We start from the raw sequence: 20,477 nt of genomic DNA on the forward strand, positions 1-20,477 counted from the left end.
AATGATCGGACGACTCAATCACGTAGCCATTGCTGTGCCGGATATCGTCAAGGCCGCTGACATGTACCGGAAATCGTTGGGTGCAGATGTCTCGGCCGCGGTGGCGCAGCCGGATCATGGCGTGACGACGGTGTTCATCTCACTGCCAAATACGAAGATCGAGTTGTTGGAACCGCTCGGTGCGGATTCGCCGATTAGCAAATTTTTGGAACGCAATCCCGACGGCGGGATGCACCACGTCTGCTATGAGGTCGACGATATTCTCGCCGCGCGCGACAAGCTGAAAGGCGAGGGTGCGCGCGTGCTCGGCGATGGCCAGCCAAGGATCGGCGCGCACGGAAAACCCGTGCTGTTCCTGCATCCCAAGGATTTCTGCGGCACGCTGGTCGAACTGGAGCAAGCCTGAGCCGTGTCGGTCACAACCGCCGTCGCCATCTATTTTTTGATCTGGTGGATCACGCTGTTTGCGGTTCTGCCGTTCGGCGTGCGGGCGCCAAATGAGGACGAGATGCCCCCTGGCACCGATCCGGGCGCGCCTGTCCTTCCCCGCATCATGGCGAAACTGTTCTGGAACACCATCGCTTCCGGCGTTATTTTCGCGATTTGCTACTGGGTCTATGTGAACCGGCTGGTCACGCTGGATGATCTGACGCGCTGGCTGGGTATGCCCAGCTAGTCCTGTGGATATCTATTCCGGCCGCCACGGAAGCGCCGCAGGACGCCCGGAACTTCGGATCGCGACCATCGTTAATCTGCGCTGAGATCAACGGGGAACCTGAGGAGCAATCCATGCCTCACTCACGGTATTTCATCGTCCAGGATCACGACGATTGGGTGATCCGCTTCCACGGCGAGGAATTCGGCCCCTATCTGAGCCAGAGAGAGGCGATTTTATTCGCGGTAGATGCCGCTCAGAMKSTCKSKKAKMMRSRYSWAGMYRYGKAWRWGWGMCWGATGGGCGAGAATGGCCATTTTCGCCCACAGTGGCGCTATGGCAAGGACAGCTACCCGCCCGCCCTGTAGCCCACTACGGGCGCAAAGGGGGCTGGAACCAACGGCGCGGTCGTCGGTTAAGGGATACGCAGCCCACCCGTCGGCTGCAGACCGCGCCGGACGGCCGACACCCCTCCCCCCCGACAGAGGTCGTCCGGCGCTTCCTTTCTCATTTCGCTAAAGAAAAAAGCAGGGCAACGGGCCCTGCTGATGTGATTTCGTGCGCTTCGTTGTGCTCTCTGGGTGAAGCGACGGCGGCGGTTTGCGCTCGCAATTCCCTCCCAAGACTTGGACCGGCCAGGCCCAGAGGCCCAACGCCCGCGGACGGTAGCCCGTGGCAAAAAAACTGGCAAGAGGTGGCTGCAACTGGAAGAAAATTAGTCCCCGCCATGGCCGAGCGTAGCCGCGCTTGTCTTTTCGGGCGCGATCCGCCACTCAGATCGGGTCCGGTCCCGATTCAGAAACCCCCTTATATGCGACTGTCGCGCTTCTTTCTGCCCATTCTGCGTGAAACCCCGAAAGAGGCGGAGATCGTCTCGCACCGCCTGATGCTGCGCGCCGGCATGATGCGGCAGGAGGCGGCCGGTATCTACGCCTTCCTGCCGCTCGGCCTGCGGGTGCTGCAGAAGATTTGCGGCATCGTGCGCGAGGAGCAGAACCGCTCCGGTGCCATCGAATTGCTGATGCCTACCTTGCAATCGGCGGATCTATGGCGCGAGAGCGGGCGCTACGACGATTACGGCAAGGAAATGCTGCGCATCAAGGACCGGCACCAGCGCGATATGCTGTATGGTCCGACCAACGAGGAGATGATCACCGACATCTTCCGCGCCTATGTACGCTCCTACAAGGACGTTCCGCTCAATCTCTACCACATCCAGTGGAAATTCCGCGACGAGGTGCGCCCGCGTTTCGGGCTGATGCGCGGCCGCGAATTCCTGATGAAGGATGCTTATTCCTTCGACGTTGACCAGCACGGCGCCGTCCATTCCTACAACAAGATGTTCGTCGCCTACCTGCGCACCTTCGCGCGCATGGGCCTCAAGGCGATTCCGATGGTCGCCGATACGGGGCCGATCGGCGGCAATCTCAGCCACGAATTCATCATTCTCGCCGAGACCGGAGAGAGCGAAGTCTTCTGTCACAAACAGTATCTCGATTTTGCGGTGCCGGATGAGAACGTGGATTTTGACGATATCCCCGGCCTGCAGCAGATCGTCGACAAATGGACGTCGCTCTATGCTGCGACGTCGGAGAAGCACGACACGGCTGCGTTCGACGCTTTGCCGGCGGAGGCGCGGGTGTCCGCGCGCGGCATCGAGGTCGGCCACATCTTCTATTTCGGCACTAAATATTCCGAACCGATGAAGGCCGTGGTGCAGCTCGCCGACGGCACCGAGAAGCCCGTGCATATGGGCTCCTACGGCATCGGGCCCTCGCGGCTTGTCGCCGCCATTATCGAAGCCTATCACGACGACGCTGGCATCAAATGGCCTGAAAGCGTGGCGCCGTTCAAGGTTGCAATCCTGAACCTCAAGCAGGGGGACGGCGCGACCGATCAAGCCTCGGAAAAAATCTACAACGCCCTGCGCGGAAAAGGCGTCGAGGTGCTGTATCATGATCTCGACGAGCGGCCTGGCTCCAAATTTGCCACCGCCGATCTGATCGGCATTCCCTGGCAGATCCTCGTGGGCCCAAAAGGACTCGCCAACGGGCAAGTGGAACTGAAAAAGCGCACCGACGGCAGCCGCGAGATGCTCAGCCCCGAGGACGCGGTTGCTCATCTGTCCTGATCGCCGCAGGGCGCCGCAAGGGCCATGGCGCGAAATATGGTGTGTGCTTCTGCCGCCCTCAGGTAATGGGCGGTGGCTTGAAAGCGCCAGAATCGGATGAGATCGGGGCTGGGGAGTGTTGATGAACGAACCCACCGGGACAAAACCCTTCGCGCCTTTCGAATGGATGCTGTCGCTGCGCTACCTGCGGGCGCGGCGCAAGGAAGGATTTATTTCCATCATCGCCGGATTCTCGTTTCTCGGCATCATGCTGGGCGTCGCGACCTTGATTATCGTGATGGCGGTGATGAACGGCTTCCGCAAGGAATTGCTCGGCAAGATTCTCGGCATCAATGGGCACGTGCTGGTGCAGCCGCTGGAATCGCCGCTGACCGATTGGGATGCCGTGGCCAAGCGCATTTCCGGCGTTGCCGGCGTGCGCCTTGCCGCGCCGATTGTGGAGGGACAAGCGCTGGCATCAGGCACTCAGGCGAGCGGCGTGCTGGTACGCGGCATTCGCGCCGCCGATCTTGAAAAGCTGCCGTCGATTGCCAAAAACATCAAACAAGGCACGCTGGAAGGATTCGACGAGGGGCAGGGGCTCGCGATTGGACGCAGACTCGCCGATCAGCTCTCGTTGCGCGCCGGCGACAACATCACGCTGGTCGCGCCGCGCGGCGCGGTGACGCCGATGGGCACGACACCGCGTATCAAGGCCTACAAGGTCGCCGCCGTGTTCGAGATCGGCATGTCAGAATATGACTCGGCCTTTGTGTTTATGCCGCTGCCGGAATCGCAGGCCTATTTCAACCGTTCCGGCGATGTCACGGCAATTGAAGTCTATATCGACGACGCCGACGCCGTGCAGTCGTTCCGCAAGCCGATCGCGGACGCGGCGCAACGTCCCATCTTCATGGTCGATTGGCGTCAGCGCAATGCCACCTTCTTCAATGCGCTGCAGGTCGAACGCAATGTGATGTTTTTGATCCTGACGCTGATCGTGCTAGTGGCGGCACTGAACATCATTTCCGGCCTGATCATGCTGGTGAAGGACAAGGGCCGAGACATCGCCGTCCTGCGCACCATGGGCGCTACACAGGGCGCCATCATGCGAATCTTCTTCGTTACCGGCGCATCCATCGGCGTGGTTGGCACCTTTCTCGGCGTCATTGTTGGCACTATTGTGTGTCTGAATATCGAGAGCATCAGGCAATTCGTGTCATGGCTGACGGCGACCGAATTGTTTTCACCCGAACTATATTTCCTCTCGCGTCTGCCGGCTGAAATGTCGGCCGGCGAAACCACAGCCGTGGTTCTGATGGCGCTGATCCTGTCCTTTGCTGCGACCTTGTATCCCTCCTGGCGTGCCGCCCGGCTCGATCCTGTCGAAGCCCTGCGGTACGAGTGAGGGCGCGATGGCTGAACGGAACAATCCGCCTGCCTTGTATCTGGATGCGATCGAGCGCCGTTATCACCAGGGCGACAACACCCTCGAGATCTTGCGCGGCGCCGAACTGGGCTGCTGGCTCGGCCAGTCGATTGCGCTGATCGCACCCTCTGGTTCCGGAAAATCGACGCTTCTACATATTGCCGGATTGCTGGAGCATCCGGATGCCGGAGAGGTCTACATCGACGGCGTGGCGACTTCCTCTTTGAGCGACGCCGAGCGTACCCAGATCCGCCGCACCGACATCGGCTTTGTTTATCAGGCGCATCATCTGTTGCCGGAATTCTCAGCGCTAGAAAATGTGATGTTGCCGCAAATGGTGCGGGGCCTCAGCAAGGCGGAAGCGAATAAACGCTCGACGGAATTGCTGGCTTATCTCGGCCTCAAGGCGCGCTTGACACACCGGCCGGCCGAACTCTCAGGCGGTGAGCAGCAGCGGGTTGCGATCGCGCGTGCAGTTGCCAACGCGCCGCGCATCCTGCTCGCCGACGAGCCGACCGGAAATCTTGATCCGCATACCGCCGATCATGTGTTCGACACCTTGATGCAACTGGTGAAAGCGTCGGGGCTTGCGGCGATCATCGCCACTCACAATCTCGACCTTGCCGCGCGCATGGACCGGCGTGTGACCATCCAGGAAGGATTGGTTGTCGAATTGGCGTAAGAGATTGGCAGCCCGCTCAGTCGTCAATGCAACACTGCGTCATGTGCCCGCAGGCAGCGCATTCAAAGGTCCAGATCGAGGCGTGATGCAGCATGTGGTGATGCCCGACGGCATCTCCCGTCAGCAGCACAAGATGGGCTTTGCCACCGCAGTTCTCACACGCAATCGGCGTGATATGCGGCAGGTTCGGAAAATGGACGTGCTGCGTCGACGACATACGGCGCCCCTTTCCCGTCAGCGGGAGCGCGAGTGAATTCTCACCCAGTGCTGAATTCCAACAACCGACAATAAAGTTTGTACCCGTTTGGCGAAGCTTGCGAGTGCGCATCGGGTGGGGGGCACTACCACTTTTTGAATAGCGGCTTAGGCCGGGCGGACCAGACGCATTTGGCGCCCTTAGTGCATCATTGCGGTTGACAATGAACAAAAGGGGAACTATGTTCCCTTTCTGTTCTTTAGGAGAGATCGATGTTTCGCACCGTTATTGCTGAAGCCGCCGCTCTGACCTCCATGGCACTGTTCTTAGGGATGATCGCCATTTGGGCGCAGGTGCTGGGGACCTTGTGAGAACCATGCCGCGCCTGCCGCTCGCGCGTCTGCCCCGCGTGAGCGGCCTCCTTGTCTGCCGTTGCCTCCGAGTATTCCCCAAGTGGCGTCTGGAGACGCCGTTTCGGCCGGGCGAGGCTTTGTTGCGTTGAGTTTGCGTAAGGCCTGCCCGGCCGCTTCTGGGATGATCCGCTCGTTTTGGGGACAGCGGGAATCCCGCCACGCCCGTCGTGAGGCACGGCTGGACTTGGCGCTCTGCAATCCCCACCATCGCGGCAAACCACAAAGATTCGCGAGGGCGTCATGGCGGATGCACCCTTCGTGCACCTGCATGTGCACTCTTCCTATTCCCTGCTTGAGGGGGCGCTGAAAATCGGCGCATTGGCTGATCTCGCCAAGGCCGACAAGCAGCCGGCGCTGGCGCTCACCGACACCGACAACATGTTCGGGGCGCTGGAATTCTCTGAAAAGATGGCGGCGTCGGGCATTCAGCCGATTGTCGGCTGCTGCCTGTCGGTCGACTTTGGCGATCAGGAGCGCGATCCGCGCAATCCGGGCCTCATGCGCAAGCTGCCGCGTCTTGTGCTGCTCGCTGCGCGGGAGGAGGGCTATCGCCGCCTGATGCGGCTCAACTCGCGCGCCTTCCTGGAAACGCCCGCGCACGAGGCGCCGCATCTCAAGCTCGATTGGCTGCAGGGTGAATCCGACGGGATCATCGCGCTGACCGGCGGGCCGCTCGGGGGCCTCGACCAGGCGTTGCTGTCCGGCCAGAAGGATCTGGCCTTGGCGCGAGCGGACAAGCTGCTGCGCCTGTTCGGCGACCGCCTCTATGTCGAGTTGCAGCGCCACGGCATGGCGGAGGAGCGGCAATGCGAGCCTTTGCTGGTCGAACTCGCCTACGCGAAGTCGTTGCCGCTGGTTGCAACCAACGAGCCGTTCTTTGCCGCCGCTGACGACTATGAGGCGCATGACGCGCTGATCTGCATCGCCGACGGCAAAGTCATTGCCGAAACCGATCGGCGCCAGCTCACACCCGAACATCGTTTCAAGTCGCAAGCCGAAATGAAGGCGCTGTTCGCCGATCTGCCTGAGGCCATCGCCTCGACGGCCGAGATCGCGCAGCGCTGCGCCTATCGTCCGCGCACGCGCGCACCCATTCTGCCGCGCTTCTCGACCGAGGCCAACGTTGTGACCGACGAAGCCGAAGAATTGCGCCGCCAGAGCGAAAGAGGCCTCGCGGCCCGTCTTGCGCATCACGGGTTCGCGCCAGGTCGCACCGCGCAGGATTATCAGGAGCGGCTGGCCTTCGAACTCGATGTCATCTCCCGCATGAAATATGCGGGCTATTTTCTGATCGTGTCCGACTTCATCAAATGGGCGAAGGAACAGGGGATTCCGGTTGGGCCGGGTCGCGGTTCGGGCGCAGGCTCGCTTGTCGCCTATGCGCTCACCATCACCGATCTTGATCCGATCCGGTTCAACCTGCTGTTCGAGCGGTTTCTCAATCCGGATCGCGTGTCGATGCCGGACTTCGATATCGATTTCTGCCAGGACCGCCGCGACGAGGTGATCCGCTATGTGCAGGAGCGCTACGGGCGCGATCAGGTGGCGCAGATCATCACCTTCGGTACGCTGCAGGCGCGCGGGGTGCTGCGCGATGTCGGCCGGGTGCTGGAAATGCCCTATGGCCAGGTCGACAAGCTCTGCAAGCTGGTGCCGCAAAATCCCGCCGCTCCGGTCACGCTGAAACAGGCGATCAACGATGAGCCGCGGCTGCAGGCGGCGCGAGATTCCGAGCCGGTGGTCAAACGCGCTTTCGATATCTCGCTGAAGCTCGAGGGGTTGACGCGCCACGCCTCGACCCACGCCGCCGGCATCGTCATCGGCGACCGCCCATTGTCGGAGCTTGTGCCGCTCTACCGCGATCCGAAATCCGACATGCAAGTGACCCAGTTCAATATGAAATGGGTGGAGCCGGCGGGCCTCGTCAAATTTGACTTCCTCGGCCTCAAGACCCTCACGGTGCTGCGGCAGGCGGTCGATCTCGTGAAGCGGCGCGGCATCGACATCGATCTGTCGGCGATCCCGCTCGATGACCCGAAGACCTACGAGCTCCTCGCGCGGGCGGAGGCGGTCGGCATCTTCCAACTGGAAAGTCAGGGCATGCGGCGCGCGCTGCTCGACATGAAGCCCGACCGTTTTGAGGACATCATCGCGCTGGTCGCGCTCTACCGTCCCGGTCCGATGGCGAATATTCCGACCTATTGCGCGCGCAAGCACGGCGACGAGGAGCCGGACTACATTCATCCGAAACTGGAAACGGTGCTGAAGGAAACCTTCGGCGTCATCGTCTACCAGGAACAGGTGATGCAGGCGGCGCAATTGCTCGCCGGCTATACGCTCGGCCAGGCTGACCTCCTGCGCCGCGCCATGGGCAAGAAGATCCGCAGCGAGATGCAGGCGCAGCGCGCCGAATTCGTGAAGGGCGCCACCGAGCGCGGCGTCGAACGCGCGCAGGCGGATGCGATCTTCGATCTGCTCGAGCGCTTTGCCGAATATGGCTTCAACAAGAGTCACGCCGCCGCGTACGCGCTGGTTGCCTACCAGACGGCGTATATGAAGGCGAACTACCCGGTCGAGTTTCTGGCCGCCTCGATGACGCTCGACATGAGCAATACCGACAAGCTGTCGGAATTCCGCGCGGAAGCGGAGCGTCTTGGGATCAAGATCGAACCGCCCTCGATCAACCGCTCATCGAAGAATTTCGAGGTCGAGGGCAACACGATCTTCTATGCGCTCGCGGCGCTGAAGGGAGTTGGCGGACAGGCGGTGGAATCGATCGTCGAAGTGCGCGGCAGGCAGCCTTTCCGCGATCTGTCGGATTTCGCACACCGCATCAATCCGCGCGCGGTCAACAAGCGCGTGCTGGAAAGCCTTGCCGCGGCGGGCGCCTTTGACGAGCTCGAGCCGAACCGCGCCCGCGCGCATGGCGCGGTGGAGGCTATATTGGCGACCGCGCAGCGCACGCACGAAGCCGCAACGATCGGTCAGGATGAATTGTTTGGTGGGCCGGCGCATCGGGAGGAATTGCGCATCCCCGCCCGCGAGCCTTGGCTGCCGTCCGAGCGGCTGCAGCGCGAATACGAGGCCATCGGCTTCTTCCTCACCGGCCATCCGCTCGATGACTATGCTGGAGCGCTGGCGCGGATGAAGGTGATGAACTGGGCGGATTTCTCGCGCTCGGTCAAAATGGGAGCGACCGCTGGAAAAACCGCTGCAACTGTCGTTTCCAGGACGGAGAGGCGCACGAAGACCGGAAACAAGATGGGAATAATCGGTCTTTCCGACCCGTCCGGCCAATACGAGGCGGTGCTGTTCTCCGAAGGCCTGCAGCAATACCGCGATTTGCTGGAGCCCGGCACGGCGGTTTTGCTGTTCCTGTCCGCCGAGGCCCAGGGAGAAGAAGTGCGCGCCCGCATCCAGTCGGTCGAACGCCTCGATCAGGCGGCCGAGAAGGTCCAGAAGGGCCTGCGCATCTTTTTGCGCGACGAGAAACCGCTGGAAGGCATCCATCGCCGCCTGGAGCCGCGCGGTGACGGGGATGTCAGCATGATTCTGATGCTGGCAGATGGCAGCGAGGTCGAGGTCAAGCTGCCGGGCCGCTTCAAGGTTTCCCCACAGGTCGCCGGTGCCATCAAAGCTGTCCCCGGGGTGGTCACGGTCGAGGCCGTCTAGATCGAAGGCGGAAAATCGGCCGTTTCCGGCGGTCCGGCTGGCTTTTCCTTGCATCTTGGGGAACCGGCGGCTATATGACCGCCCATCTCACACGCGGATCAAGGTTTTGGCCCCGACAACGGGCCTTCAAGCCGTCCGGTGGCGCCGGCCGGAAGGCGGGTGCTCACATATCCGCGGCGGATCAACCGGAGAATTTCTATGGCGCTTCCTGACTTCAGCATGCGTCAGCTTTTGGAAGCTGGCGTGCATTTCGGCCATCAGGCCCATCGTTGGAACCCGAAGATGAAGGATTACATCTTCGGCGTACGCAACAATATCCACATTATCGACCTGGCCCAGAGCGTCCCGGCGTTGCATCAGGCGCTGGCCGCGGTGTCCGAGACCGTGGCCAAGGGTGGACGTATCCTCTTCGTCGGCACCAAGCGGCAGGCGCAGGATTCCGTCGCCGACGCGGCCAAGCGGTGCGCGCAATACTATGTCAATTCGCGCTGGCTCGGCGGCACGCTGACCAACTGGAAAACAATTTCCGCATCTATCCAGCGCCTGCGCAAGCTGGAAGAAATGCTCTCCTCCAACGAGGCGCAGGGCTACACCAAGAAAGAACGCCTCGACCTGCAGCGCGAGCGCGACAAGCTCGACCGTTCGCTCGGCGGCATCAAGGACATGGGCGGCATTCCCGACATGCTGTTCGTGATCGACACCAACAAGGAAGACATCGCGATCAAGGAGGCCCGGCGTCTGGGCATTCCGGTTGCGGCGATCGTCGACACCAATTGCGATCCGCAGGGCATCACCTTTGCCGTGCCGGGCAATGACGACGCCAGCCGGGCGATTTCGCTTTATTGCGATCTGATTGCAAAGGCGGCCATCGACGGTATCTCACGCTCGCAGGGCGAACGCGGCATTGATATCGGCGCTGCGGCTGAGCCCGTTGCGGAAGACCTGACAGCCAAGACCAACGAACCGGGTTACGAAGTGCTGCCCGGGCCGCGCGGCGTCGCCGACGATCTCAAGAAACTGCCGGGCGTCTCGGGTGCGATCGAGAAGCAGCTCAACGACCTCGGCATCTTCCACTACTGGCAGATCGCAGACCTCAAGTCGGACGCGGCGCACGCGATCGGCGAGGAGGTGGGTCTGCCCGGCCGCGTCGATGGCTGGGTGGCACAGGCGAAGAAGCTCGTCGCCGAAACCGAATAACGTGATGCGCGGCGCAGGCCGCGTATCGTTTATCCTCAAGAGTTCGGACCTGAACAATGGCAGAGATCACGGCATCGCTGGTCAAGGAACTGCGCGAGAAAACTGGCGCAGGCATGATGGATTGCAAAGCGGCGCTCAACGAAACCCAGGGCGAATTGGAGGCCGCCGTCGACTGGCTGCGTAAGAAAGGTCTTGCAAAGGCGGCCAAGAAGGCCGGGCGCGTTGCGGCTGAGGGTCTTGTCGGCATTGCGCGTAGCGGCACCAAGGCGGCTGTGGTCGAGGTGAATGCCGAGACGGATTTCGTGGCGCGTAACGATCACTTCCAGGGGCTTGTGAAGATGATTGCAGACGTCGCGCTTTCCGCCGGCAGCGATATCGAGAAGATCAAGGCCGCCAAGGCTGGCTCGATGACCATCGATGAAGCGATCGCCCATGCGATTGCGACCATCGGGGAGAACATGACTTTGCGGCGCGCTGCGGAAATTTCCGTCAGCAAAGGCGCTGTCGGCATTTATGTTCACAATTCGATCTCGGATGGCCTTGGCAAGATCGGCGTCATCGTCGGGCTGGAATCGCCTGGGCAGGTCGATGAGCTGACTGCGCTCGGCCGCCTTGTTGCTATGCATGTCGCAGCTGCCAACCCGCTCGCCGTTGATGCGTCAGGGCTCGATCCCGCCGTGGTGGCGCGAGAGAAGAATGTTCTCGCCGACAAGTCCAAGCAGCAGGGCAAGCCGGCGAACGTGATCGACAAGATCGTCGAGTCCGGGTTGAAGACATACTACAAGGAAGTGTGTCTCCTTGAGCAGGCCTTCATTCATGACACCAGCAAGTCAGTGGCTCAGGCTCTCAAGGAAGCGGAAGGCAAGGTTGGTGGCCCGATCAAAGTCACCGGCTTTGTGCGCTACGCCCTCGGCGAAGGCATTGAGAAGCAGGAATCGGATTTTGCCGCGGAAGTCGCGGCGGCTGCCAAGTCCTCCTGATATCGGGATGCGGCGGTCGAACGAGGCGATCGCGTCATGACCGAGCCGACTTATCGGCGAGTCATCGTCAAGCTGTCGGGGGAAGCCCTGAGCGGGGCCGCCGGTTTTGGTATTGATCAGCCAACGCTCGATCGCATTGCGAAAGATCTGATCGCGACCACCAGGCTGGGTGTGCAGGTCGGTGTTGTTGTTGGCGGCGGAAACATTTTCCGCGGTGTTGAGGTGTCGACGCGAGGTGTATCGCGTGCGACCGGCGATTCCATGGGCATGCTGGCAACCGTCATGAACAGCTTGGCGCTGGAAGCGGCGGTCTCACGCGGCGGCTGCGAGGCGCGCACCTTGTCTGCCATCACGATGCCCGATATTTGCGAAAGCTTTTCGCGGCAGCGTGCGCTCAAGCATCTTCGTGAGGGGCGGATTGCCATTCTGGCGGGCGGCACCGGCAATCCATATTTCACGACAGATACGACGGCCGTGTTGCGCGCCGCCGAGCTCGATTGCCAGGCCGTACTCAAGGCGACGAATGTGGACGGCGTCTATAGCGCCGATCCGAAACGGGACAGGAACGCGACTCGTTACGAGCGCCTGACCCCGCAGGAAGCCATCGAGAAAAGCCTGAAGGTCATGGATGGTACGGCCTTCGCGCTTGCCCGCGAGACCCGTATGCCTATCATTGTCTTTTCGATCGGGGAGCCGGGGGCGGTCGAAGCGGTCATGCGCGGAAAGGGCCGCGCGACGATCGTTAGCGACTGAGCGCAGGCCGGCGAGCCAAAGCGGAATGCTGTGGCTGTTTGTAGGATAAATGAGAGAAACATGGCAGCGGCAACTCACGACTTGAATGAATTGAAGCGGAAGATGCAGAACACGCTCGGCGTTCTGAAGCAGGAATTTTCCGGCCTTCGCACCGGTCGCGCCTCCGCAAACCTGCTTGATCCGGTTCACGTGGATGCTTATGGCGCCAGCATGCCGCTGGCGCAGGTCGCAACTGTCAGCGTTCCGGAACCTCGTCTTCTCAGTGTTTCGGTATGGGATCGTTCCCTTGTTCATGCGGTCGAGAAGGCCATCACCGCGGCCAATCTCGGCCTCAATCCGCAGACTGAAGGGCAGACCATACGTCTTCGTATTCCTGAGTTGAACGAGGAACGCCGCAAGGAGCTCGTCAAGGTCGCGCACAAATATGCCGAAGCTGCCCGCGTCGCGATCCGCCATGTGCGCCGCGAAGGTCTCGATGTGATCAAGAAGCTGGAGAAAGATCACGCGATCAGCAAGGACGATCACGAACGGATGGGCGACGAAATCCAGAAGATCACCGATCAGATGATCAACGATGTCGATCATCTGCTGGCAGCCAAGGAAAAGGAAATCCTCACGGTGTGAGGAAGCGCGTCATGGCAGGAGCCCCCGATGTCGCTACCTGAAACGACATTGCCCGCAACGACTGGGGTTGAGATTCCGCGCCATGTTGCCATCATCATGGACGGCAACGGGCGCTGGGCGGCAGCGCGCGGGCTGCCGCGCGTCGAGGGACATCGCCGCGGCGTCGAGGCGTTGCGGCGAACCGTGCGGGCAGCGGGCGAGATCGGTATCCAGTTTCTGACCATCTTCTCCTTCAGCTCGGAAAATTGGTCGCGCCCCGCCACCGAGATTCGCGATCTCATGGGGTTGCTGAGACGCTTCATCCGCAACGATCTCGCCGAATTGCACAAGAACGGCATCCGCGTGCGGGTGATCGGCGAACGCGACAATCTCGACGCCGATGTGCGCCGGTTGCTGGAAGAAGCGGAAGATTTGACACGCGAAAACGATCTGTTGACGTTGGTCGTTGCCTTCAATTACGGCGCGCGGCAGGAAATCGCCGGTGCTGCGAGGAGGATGGCCGAGCAGGTCGCCGCGGGCAAACTCGACCCGGCGACCATCAACGCCGAGACGCTCTCGCGCTTTCTTGATGCGCCGGACCTGCCCGATCCCGATCTGATCATCCGCACGAGCGGCGAGCAGCGTTTGTCCAATTTCCTGCTCTGGCAGGCCGCCTATAGCGAACTGGTTTTCGTGCCGACCTTCTGGCCCGATTTCGATCGCGCCACACTTGAAAACGCAATCGCGGAATATTCAAAACGCGAGCGCCGATTTGGCGGTCTGTCCGCACAATCGGGGGCCTGATGATGGTCAGTGACCCTGCCACGGTGTCCGGCCAGAACACCAGCGTTCCTTCAAACCGCAACCTTCTGTTGCGCGTGCTGTCTGCATCGGTGCTGGCGCCGCTCGCAATTGCGGTGGCGTATTGGGGCGATTGGCCTTTCGCTGTGTTTTGGGCGATCGCCGCACTGGCCGTCTGGTGGGAGTGGGTGAGACTCATCGACCCTCGTGGGAGCCAGGGCGCGCTTGCACTGGGCGCTTGTGCTTTGATCTTGGAAGCTCTGCTCACGGCCAGTGATCGTGTCGACAAGGCCCCGATCATTATCCTGCTCGCGCTGTTCGGCATTGCCGTGACGGCGACGAAACATGCCAAATGGATCGCGGGCGGAATTGTATACGCAAGTGCCTTGCTCATTGCGCCGTTGGTCATCCGGGCCGATCCAGCATTCGGTTTTCAGGCCATCTTGTTTCTATTCGCCATCGTATGGTCGACAGATATCGGCGGCTATTTTGGCGGCCGGGCCTTGGGAGGGCCGAAGCTGTCTCCGGCCATCAGCCCCAAAAAGACCTGGTCGGGCGCAATCGTGGGAACGGCCGTCGCAGTGGGTGCTGCCTTGGCGATCGGGCGCTGGCAGGGATCGCCGATAATCCCGATTGCACTTGTCGCCATTTTACTGTCGATCGCGTCGCAGGCGGGCGATCTGTTCGAGTCGGCCTTCAAGCGTCGCTTCGATGCAAAGGACGCCAGCGGTCTTATTCCGGGCCATGGCGGCGTGATGGATCGTCTGGACGGATTTATCTTTGCGGGCTTGGTGGCGGCAATTTTCGGTGTTCTGCGCGGGGGACTGGAGAACGCTGGCGGCGGACTCATCGCATGGTGAGATCATGACGATCCGCGCGCCGATGGCGCAGCAAGCAATGGCGGGCAAGCGGGAGGCGCGATCCATCAGCCTGCTCGGCGCCACGGGCTCGATCGGCGCCAGCACCGTCGACCTGCTGCAGAGGGACCCGGGAGGATATTGCATTGAGTCCGTCACGGCGCATCGCAATGCGGCGGCGCTCGCGGCGTTAGCGCGATCACTCAACGCGCGGTTTGCGGCGATCAGCGATCCGGCGCACTACGCGGAGTTGAAAGATGCCTTGTCCGGGACCGGTATTGAAGCAGGGGCCGGCGGCTCCGCGTTGATCGAAGCCGCCCAGCGGCCAGCGGATTTGGTGATGGCCGCGATCATGGGCGCCTCCGGCCTCGCGCCGACCATGGCTGCAGTGGAACGGGGCGCCACAATCGCGCTCGCCAACAAGGAGTGTCTAGTATGCGCAGGGTCGTTGTTCATGCAGCGCGCGGCAACGGTCGGTGCGACGGTCCTTCCCGTCGACTCTGAGCATAATGGCGTCTTTCAGGCGCTGAAGGCGGGAGGGCGCAACGAGGTTCAGCGGGTCATTCTGACCGCGTCCGGAGGACCATTCCGGACCTGGGATGCCGCTGCAATTACCGCAGCCACGCCTGAACAGGCCCTGCGGCATCCGAACTGGTCGATGGGCGCCAAGATCACCATCGACTCCGCAACGCTGATGAACAAGGGCCTCGAACTGATCGAAGCGCATCACCTGTTTCAGTTGCCTCCCGACCAATTGGATGTCCTGGTTCATCCTCAGTCGGTCGTGCATGCCATGGTGGAATTCCGCGACGGTTCGCTGGTGGCCCAGCTTGGCGCGCCCGATATGCGCGTTCCGATTTCCTATTGCCTCTCCTGGCCCGACCGCAGCCAGCAACCAGCCTCCCGCCTCGACTTCAAGCAGCTTGCCACATTGACCTTCGAAGCGCCTGACTTTGCCCGCTTTCCGGCGCTTGCTTTGGCCCGGCAGGCACTTGCCGCAGGAAATGGGAAAACAACGGTGCTGAATGCCGCGAATGAGGTGGCGGTGGCCGAATTTCTCAACCGCCGCCTCGGATTTGCCGGTATTGCAATGCTCGTAGAGGCGACAATGCTCGCCGCCGAGCGCCGCAACATCAGCCGCGAGCCGACGAGCATCGAAGATGCTCTCGCCATTGACCATATATCGAGAAGCCTGGCCGCCGATCTCTTGCCAGAAATCGCGGCTAAGGCATCCTAGCCATCGTCCAGCCTGAGGTGCGCAATCATGAGTTTTGACCTTCTGTCTCCCCTCAGCGCGCTTGGCGGCGGCATCACCGGCTACCTGATCCCGTTTCTCTTCGTCCTTACCATCGTGGTCTTCTTCCACGAGTTGGGACATTTTCTCGTGGCCCGCTGGGGCGGGGTCAGGGTGCTCACCTTTTCTGTCGGCTTTGGCCCCGAACTCGTTGGCTTCAATGACCGCCACGGCACCCGCTGGAAGATTTCGGCCATTCCGCTTGGCGGCTATGTGAAATTCTTCGGCGACGAAAACGCCGCCAGCGCCCCCGACCAGGCGACCGTTGCAGCCATGACTGCGGCCGAGCGCAAGGAAAGCTTCCATCACCAGCCGGTGGCAAAACGCGCGGCCATCGTTGCCGCCGGGCCGATCGCCAATTTCATTCTGGCGATCGTGATTTTCGCCGGGATCTTCATGTTCCACGGCAAGCAGTCGACGACCGCCCGCGTGGATTCGGTGCAGCCGGACAGTGCGGCAGCCGCGGCCGGCTTTGTGGCCGGGGACGTCATCACCGCCATCAACGGCCGCCCGATCGCGACCTTCTCGGACATGCAGCGGGTGGTCAGCGGTAGCGCCGGCGAGCCGCTCGAAATCACGGTGGATCGGGGCGGCATGCGGCTGGTCCTGAAGGCGACCCCGTCTCTGCGCGAGGTGAAGGACAATTTCGGCAATGTGCATCGCATCGGCGTCCTCGGCATCAGCCGGGCGCTTGATCCGGGCGGTGCCAAGCTGGAAAAATCCCCGCCACTCAGGGCCTTGTCGGAAGGCGTTGAAGAGACATGGTTCGTGATTGAGCGCACCATGTCCTATCTGGGCGGCGTGATTGTCGGCCGGGAAGCGGCCGACCAGCTCGGCGGGCCGCTGCGGATCGCCCAGGTGTCGGGGCAGGTTGCGACGCTTGGATTTGTCGCGCTGATGAACCTGGCGGCCGTGCTCTCAGTCTCGATCGGCCTGCTCAACCTGTTCCCGGTCCCGCTTTTGGACGGTGGACACCTTTTGTTCTACCTGATCGAGGCCGTGCGGCGGCAGCCGCTCTCCGAGCGTAGCCAGGAGATCGGCTTCCGGATCGGACTGGTACTGGTTGCCGCCCTCATGATCTTTGCCACCCGCAACGACATCATGCATTTCCTCAAGGCGGCCGGGTCGTGACCTGATCTGTGTCTTGGGCGCAACTTGTTGAGGGCTCAGGGAAATGTGGCAGCCTATTTGTTTGCATGACCGATCAAAGCCTGTAAGAACATGGGGCGATTAGAGGCTTTTTTAACGATTCGGCGTTCGATAGAGGGCGGGGTATAGGGCGCGTGGGAATGGGAATTGCCCGGGTAATCCGAGGGCTCGGCCTTGCGGCCTTTCTCCTCGTGGGGAGCGTATTGGGGGGTGTTGCCACTGCCGTGGTGACGGCCGACGTAGCCTATGCTCAATCGATTTCGGTCGAAGGTAATCGCCGCGTCGAGGCGGACACCATCCGCTCGTATTTCCGGCCCGGTCCCGGCGGCCGTATTGGCCCGGTCGAAATCGACGCCGCGCTCAAGGCGCTTTACGCTACTGGTCTTTTCCAGGATGTGCGGATCAGCCAGCCCGGTGGCCGCATTGTCGTGACCGTGGTTGAGAACCAGGTTATCAACCGCATCGCCTTTGAGGGCAACAAGCGCGCCAAGGACGAACAGCTCCTCGCCGAAATCCAGTCGAAGCCGCGCGGCACGCTCTCGCGTCCGGTCGTGCAGAGCGACGTTCAGCGCATCGTCGAAACCTATCGCCGCAACGGCCGCTTCGATGTCTCGGTCACACCGAAAATCATCGAATTGCCGAACAATCGCGTCGACCTCGTCTTTGAAATCCGCGAAGGCGAGAAGACCGGCGTCAAGAAAATCCGCTTCGTCGGCAACAAGGCCTATTCCGATTTCCGGCTGAAGGACGTCATCAAGACGACGGAGAGCAATCTCCTCAGCTTCCTGAAGAATTCCGACATTTATGATCCGGACCGGATGGAAGCCGACCGCGACTTGCTGCGCCGCTTCTATCTGAAGCACGGCTTTGCCGATGTGCGCATCGTGTCCGCCATTGGCGAATACGATCCTGGCCAGAAGGGCTTCATCATCACCTTCACGATCGAAGAAGGCGACCAGTATCGCTTCGGCGCCGTCGAGCTGTTGTCGAATGTGCGGGCGATCGACGTCAACCAAGTGAAGTCCAGGCTGAAGACCAAGTCCGGCGCGGTCTATAACGCAGAGGCGGTTGAGAAGACGGTTGAAGACGTCTCGATCGAACTAGCCAGAGCCGGCTATCCCTTCGCCACTGTGCGGCCGCGCGGCGAGCGCGATTTCGAACGGCGTCTGATCAACGTCGCTTTTGTCGTCGACGAAGGTTCGCGCGCCTATATCGAGCGCATCAACATCCGTGGCAACACGCGCACGCGCGATTACGTCATTCGCCGCGAATTCGATATTTCGGAAGGCGACGCCTATAACCGCGCGCTGGTCGATCGCGCCGAGCGGCGCCTGAAGAACCTGAACTATTTCAAGACCGTCAAGATCACGAACGAGCCGGGCTCGGCACCTGACCGTATTGTTCTGAACGTCGATGTCGAAGAGCAGTCGACCGGCGAATTCGCCATCATGGGCGGCTATTCGACCGCGGACGGCTGGCTGGGCGAGGTGTCGGTCGGTGAGCGCAACCTCCTGGGCCGCGGCCAGTACGTGAGGGCGTCGGTGCAATACGGCCAGCGCGCCAGGGGCTTCGAGGTCGGCTTCGTCGAGCCCTATTTCCTCGGCTATCGCATGGCGCTGGGCCTCGACGTGTTCGCCAAGGAGACCAACAACAGCGACTACTCGTCGTATAATACCCGCAATATCGGCGGCGCCGTCCGGCTTGGATTCCAGTTGCGCGAGGACCTGACATTCCAGGTCCGTTATTCGCTCTATCAGCAGGAAATCACGCTGGATGATGATCTGAGCAGCTGCTTTACAACCATTCCTCAGACGCAGGCTCAGATCAACTCTTGCGCCTCCGCGGGCACCACGGTTCCCTCGCTTCCGGTGCGTATCACGCTGCTGGACGGTGCGACCCTCACGTCGATGGCCGGTTACAGCTTCATCTACAACACGCTCGACAACAACAAGAACCCAACCCAGGGCATTCGCGCCGAGTTCAAGCAGGATTTCGCCGGCCTTGGCGGCGACGTGAAATTCATCCGCACCACCGGTGACGCGCGCTTCTACCAGGAAGTGTTCCCCGACATCGTCGGCGTGCTTCGCCTTCAGGGTGGTCATATCGCCGGGTGGGGCGGCGGTGATTTGCGGTTCCTCGATCAGTTCCAGATGGGCCCCAATCTGGTGCGCGGTTTCCGCACCAACGGCATCGGCCCGCGCGACCAGACCCCCAATACGACGCAGGATTCCCTGGGGGGCACCATGTACTGGGGCGCCTCGGTTGAATTCCAGGTCCCGCTTTACTTCATCCCGAAGGATATCGGCATCAAGGCCGCCGTCTTTGCGGATGCCGGTTCGGTCTGGAATTACAAGGGACCGACCGCGTTCACGAGTGGCGGACTTACAGAAACCATGACCTTCGTTGACGAGAACGCCGTGCGCGCCTCGGTCGGCGCCGGCCTGATCTGGGATTCGCCATTTGGTCCGCTACGGTTCGACTACTCGATCCCGGTGATGAAGCAGAACTACGATATCGTTCAGGAATTCCGGTTCGGCGGCGGCACCCGCTTCTGATTATTCTTCACGGATTGGCCATCCCCGGCCACGGCATGGTGGCATGACCGAGCCGCACTTCTTCAAGGCAAAGAAAGGGCTGACGATCGGCGAGATCGCGGCCCTGACCGGCGCGACGCTCAGGAACGAGGGCGCGGCCGATCGCGTCATCACCAATGTGGCGCCGCTCGATCGCGCCGGTCCGCGCGACCTCTCCTTTCTGGAAAAAGGGCAGTATGCCGACGCGGCCGCCAAGACCCGGGCAGGGGCCTGCCTTGTCTCGGCGCGGCTCGCCGCGCGCGTTCCCGAGCATGTCGTCGCCTTGCAGGTGCGCGATGCGTTTCGTGCCTATGTGACGGTGTCGCGCGCGCTGTTTGCGGATGCGCTGCGTCCGTCATCTCTGTTCGAGGCACAGGGGGTCTCGCCCAGCGCCACCATCCACCCCACGGCGCGGCTGGAAGAGAATGTCACCATCGATCCGGGCGTCGTGATCGGGCCGCGGGCGGAGATCGGCGCCGGCAGCATCATCGGCGCCAATGCCGCCATCGGCACCGACGTCCGGATCGGACGCGACTGCAATATCGGACCCCAATGCTCGATCACACATGCCCTGATCGGCGACCGGGTCATCATTCATTCCGGATGCCAGATCGGCCAGGACGGCTTCGGCTATTCGATGGCGCCGACCGGGCATGTAAAGATACCGCAGGTGGGCCGCGTCATCATTCAGGACGATGTCGAGATCGGCGCCGGCACCATGATCGACCGGGGGGCCATTCGTGACACCGTGATCGGCGAGGGCAGCAAGATCGACAATCTCTGCCAGATCGCCCACAACGTCGTGATCGGCCGCCATTGCATCATCGTCGCCCACGCCGCGATCGGCGGCACCGTCACCCTCGAAGATTACGTGGCGCTGGGTGGACGGGTAACCATCGCGCCGCAGACCGTGATCGGCGAGGGGGCCCAGATCGCCGCCATGAGTGCACTGCACGGCATTGTGCCCGCAGGCGCCCGCTGGGCCGGCATTCCCGGGCGACCGGCCAAGCAATGGATGCGCGAAGTGTTTATACTTGAGCGCCTGGCCAAACGGGCCGACAAGGATCATTGGGACAATTCCGAAAAAGCCGATATCGACGAGTGAACTTTGCC

General features: G+C 61.6%; 16 protein-coding genes. All 16 read left to right on the forward strand.

The window, feature by feature from the left end; genetic code table 11:
- The first annotated feature begins 1 nt into the window (after position 1).
- The 16 genes from mce to lpxD all read left to right on the forward strand — a co-directional run bounded on the left by mce (position 2) and on the right by lpxD (position 20,469).
- Positions 2 to 406, forward strand: coding sequence for a methylmalonyl-CoA epimerase (gene mce, locus RO009_16680; GenBank protein MDT3686667.1), 405 nt, complete (start codon positions 2 to 4; stop codon positions 404 to 406).
- 3 nt (positions 407 to 409) lie between these two features.
- Entirely contained in the window at positions 410 to 676 is a 267-nt protein-coding gene (locus RO009_16685; GenBank protein MDT3686668.1) for a DUF1467 family protein, read from the forward strand.
- Between the two features lie 790 nt (positions 677 to 1,466).
- Positions 1,467 to 2,786: a proline--tRNA ligase gene (locus RO009_16690; protein MDT3686669.1), complete on the forward strand. Its 1,320-nt coding sequence runs from the start codon at positions 1,467 to 1,469 to the stop codon at positions 2,784 to 2,786.
- Positions 2,787 to 2,907: 121 nt separating this feature from the next.
- Complete coding sequence (locus tag RO009_16695; GenBank protein MDT3686670.1) at positions 2,908 to 4,173, forward strand: lipoprotein-releasing ABC transporter permease subunit; 1,266 nt, start codon at positions 2,908 to 2,910, stop codon at positions 4,171 to 4,173.
- A 7-nt stretch (positions 4,174 to 4,180) separates the two neighbouring features.
- Positions 4,181 to 4,876 carry an ABC transporter ATP-binding protein gene (locus RO009_16700; GenBank protein ID MDT3686671.1) on the forward strand — a complete coding sequence of 232 codons (696 nt, stop codon included), beginning with the start codon at positions 4,181 to 4,183 and terminating at the stop codon, positions 4,874 to 4,876.
- An 849-nt stretch (positions 4,877 to 5,725) separates the two neighbouring features.
- Positions 5,726 to 9,157 carry a DNA polymerase III subunit alpha gene (gene dnaE / locus RO009_16705; protein ID MDT3686672.1) on the forward strand — a complete coding sequence of 1,144 codons (3,432 nt, stop codon included), beginning with the start codon at positions 5,726 to 5,728 and terminating at the stop codon, positions 9,155 to 9,157.
- 198 nt (positions 9,158 to 9,355) lie between these two features.
- On the forward strand, positions 9,356 to 10,354 hold the full coding sequence (locus RO009_16710) for a 30S ribosomal protein S2 (GenBank protein ID MDT3686673.1): 999 nt from the start codon (positions 9,356 to 9,358) through the stop codon (positions 10,352 to 10,354).
- A 56-nt stretch (positions 10,355 to 10,410) separates the two neighbouring features.
- The gene (gene tsf, locus RO009_16715; GenBank protein ID MDT3686674.1) at positions 10,411 to 11,334 is read left to right on the forward strand and encodes a translation elongation factor Ts; all 924 of its coding nucleotides are present in this window, start codon (positions 10,411 to 10,413) and stop codon (positions 11,332 to 11,334) included.
- 36 nt (positions 11,335 to 11,370) lie between these two features.
- Positions 11,371 to 12,087: a UMP kinase gene (pyrH, locus tag RO009_16720; GenBank protein ID MDT3686675.1), complete on the forward strand. Its 717-nt coding sequence runs from the start codon at positions 11,371 to 11,373 to the stop codon at positions 12,085 to 12,087.
- 60 nt (positions 12,088 to 12,147) lie between these two features.
- The gene (frr, locus tag RO009_16725) at positions 12,148 to 12,711 is read left to right on the forward strand and encodes a ribosome recycling factor (GenBank protein ID MDT3686676.1); all 564 of its coding nucleotides are present in this window, start codon (positions 12,148 to 12,150) and stop codon (positions 12,709 to 12,711) included.
- Between the two features lie 27 nt (positions 12,712 to 12,738).
- Complete coding sequence (locus RO009_16730) at positions 12,739 to 13,494, forward strand: isoprenyl transferase (GenBank protein ID MDT3686677.1); 756 nt, start codon at positions 12,739 to 12,741, stop codon at positions 13,492 to 13,494.
- Complete coding sequence (locus RO009_16735; GenBank protein ID MDT3686678.1) at positions 13,494 to 14,351, forward strand: phosphatidate cytidylyltransferase; 858 nt, start codon at positions 13,494 to 13,496, stop codon at positions 14,349 to 14,351. Before RO009_16730 ends, RO009_16735 begins: the two co-directional genes overlap by 1 nt.
- Before the next feature lie 22 nt (positions 14,352 to 14,373).
- Positions 14,374 to 15,585 (forward strand): 1-deoxy-D-xylulose-5-phosphate reductoisomerase, encoded by a 1,212-nt coding sequence (gene dxr, locus RO009_16740; GenBank protein MDT3686679.1) that lies wholly within the window; start codon positions 14,374 to 14,376, stop codon positions 15,583 to 15,585.
- A 27-nt stretch (positions 15,586 to 15,612) separates the two neighbouring features.
- A complete protein-coding gene (gene rseP, locus RO009_16745) occupies positions 15,613 to 16,773 on the forward strand; it encodes an RIP metalloprotease RseP (protein MDT3686680.1) in 1,161 nt (386 codons plus the stop codon).
- 158 nt (positions 16,774 to 16,931) lie between these two features.
- Complete coding sequence (bamA, locus tag RO009_16750) at positions 16,932 to 19,346, forward strand: outer membrane protein assembly factor BamA (GenBank protein MDT3686681.1); 2,415 nt, start codon at positions 16,932 to 16,934, stop codon at positions 19,344 to 19,346.
- Between the two features lie 43 nt (positions 19,347 to 19,389).
- On the forward strand, positions 19,390 to 20,469 hold the full coding sequence (gene lpxD / locus RO009_16755; GenBank protein MDT3686682.1) for a UDP-3-O-(3-hydroxymyristoyl)glucosamine N-acyltransferase: 1,080 nt from the start codon (positions 19,390 to 19,392) through the stop codon (positions 20,467 to 20,469).
- Positions 20,470 to 20,477: the final 8 nt, after the last annotated feature.

The organism is Pseudorhodoplanes sp. (genome assembly GCA_032027085.1).
Classification (GTDB): domain Bacteria; phylum Pseudomonadota; class Alphaproteobacteria; order Rhizobiales; family Xanthobacteraceae; genus Pseudorhodoplanes.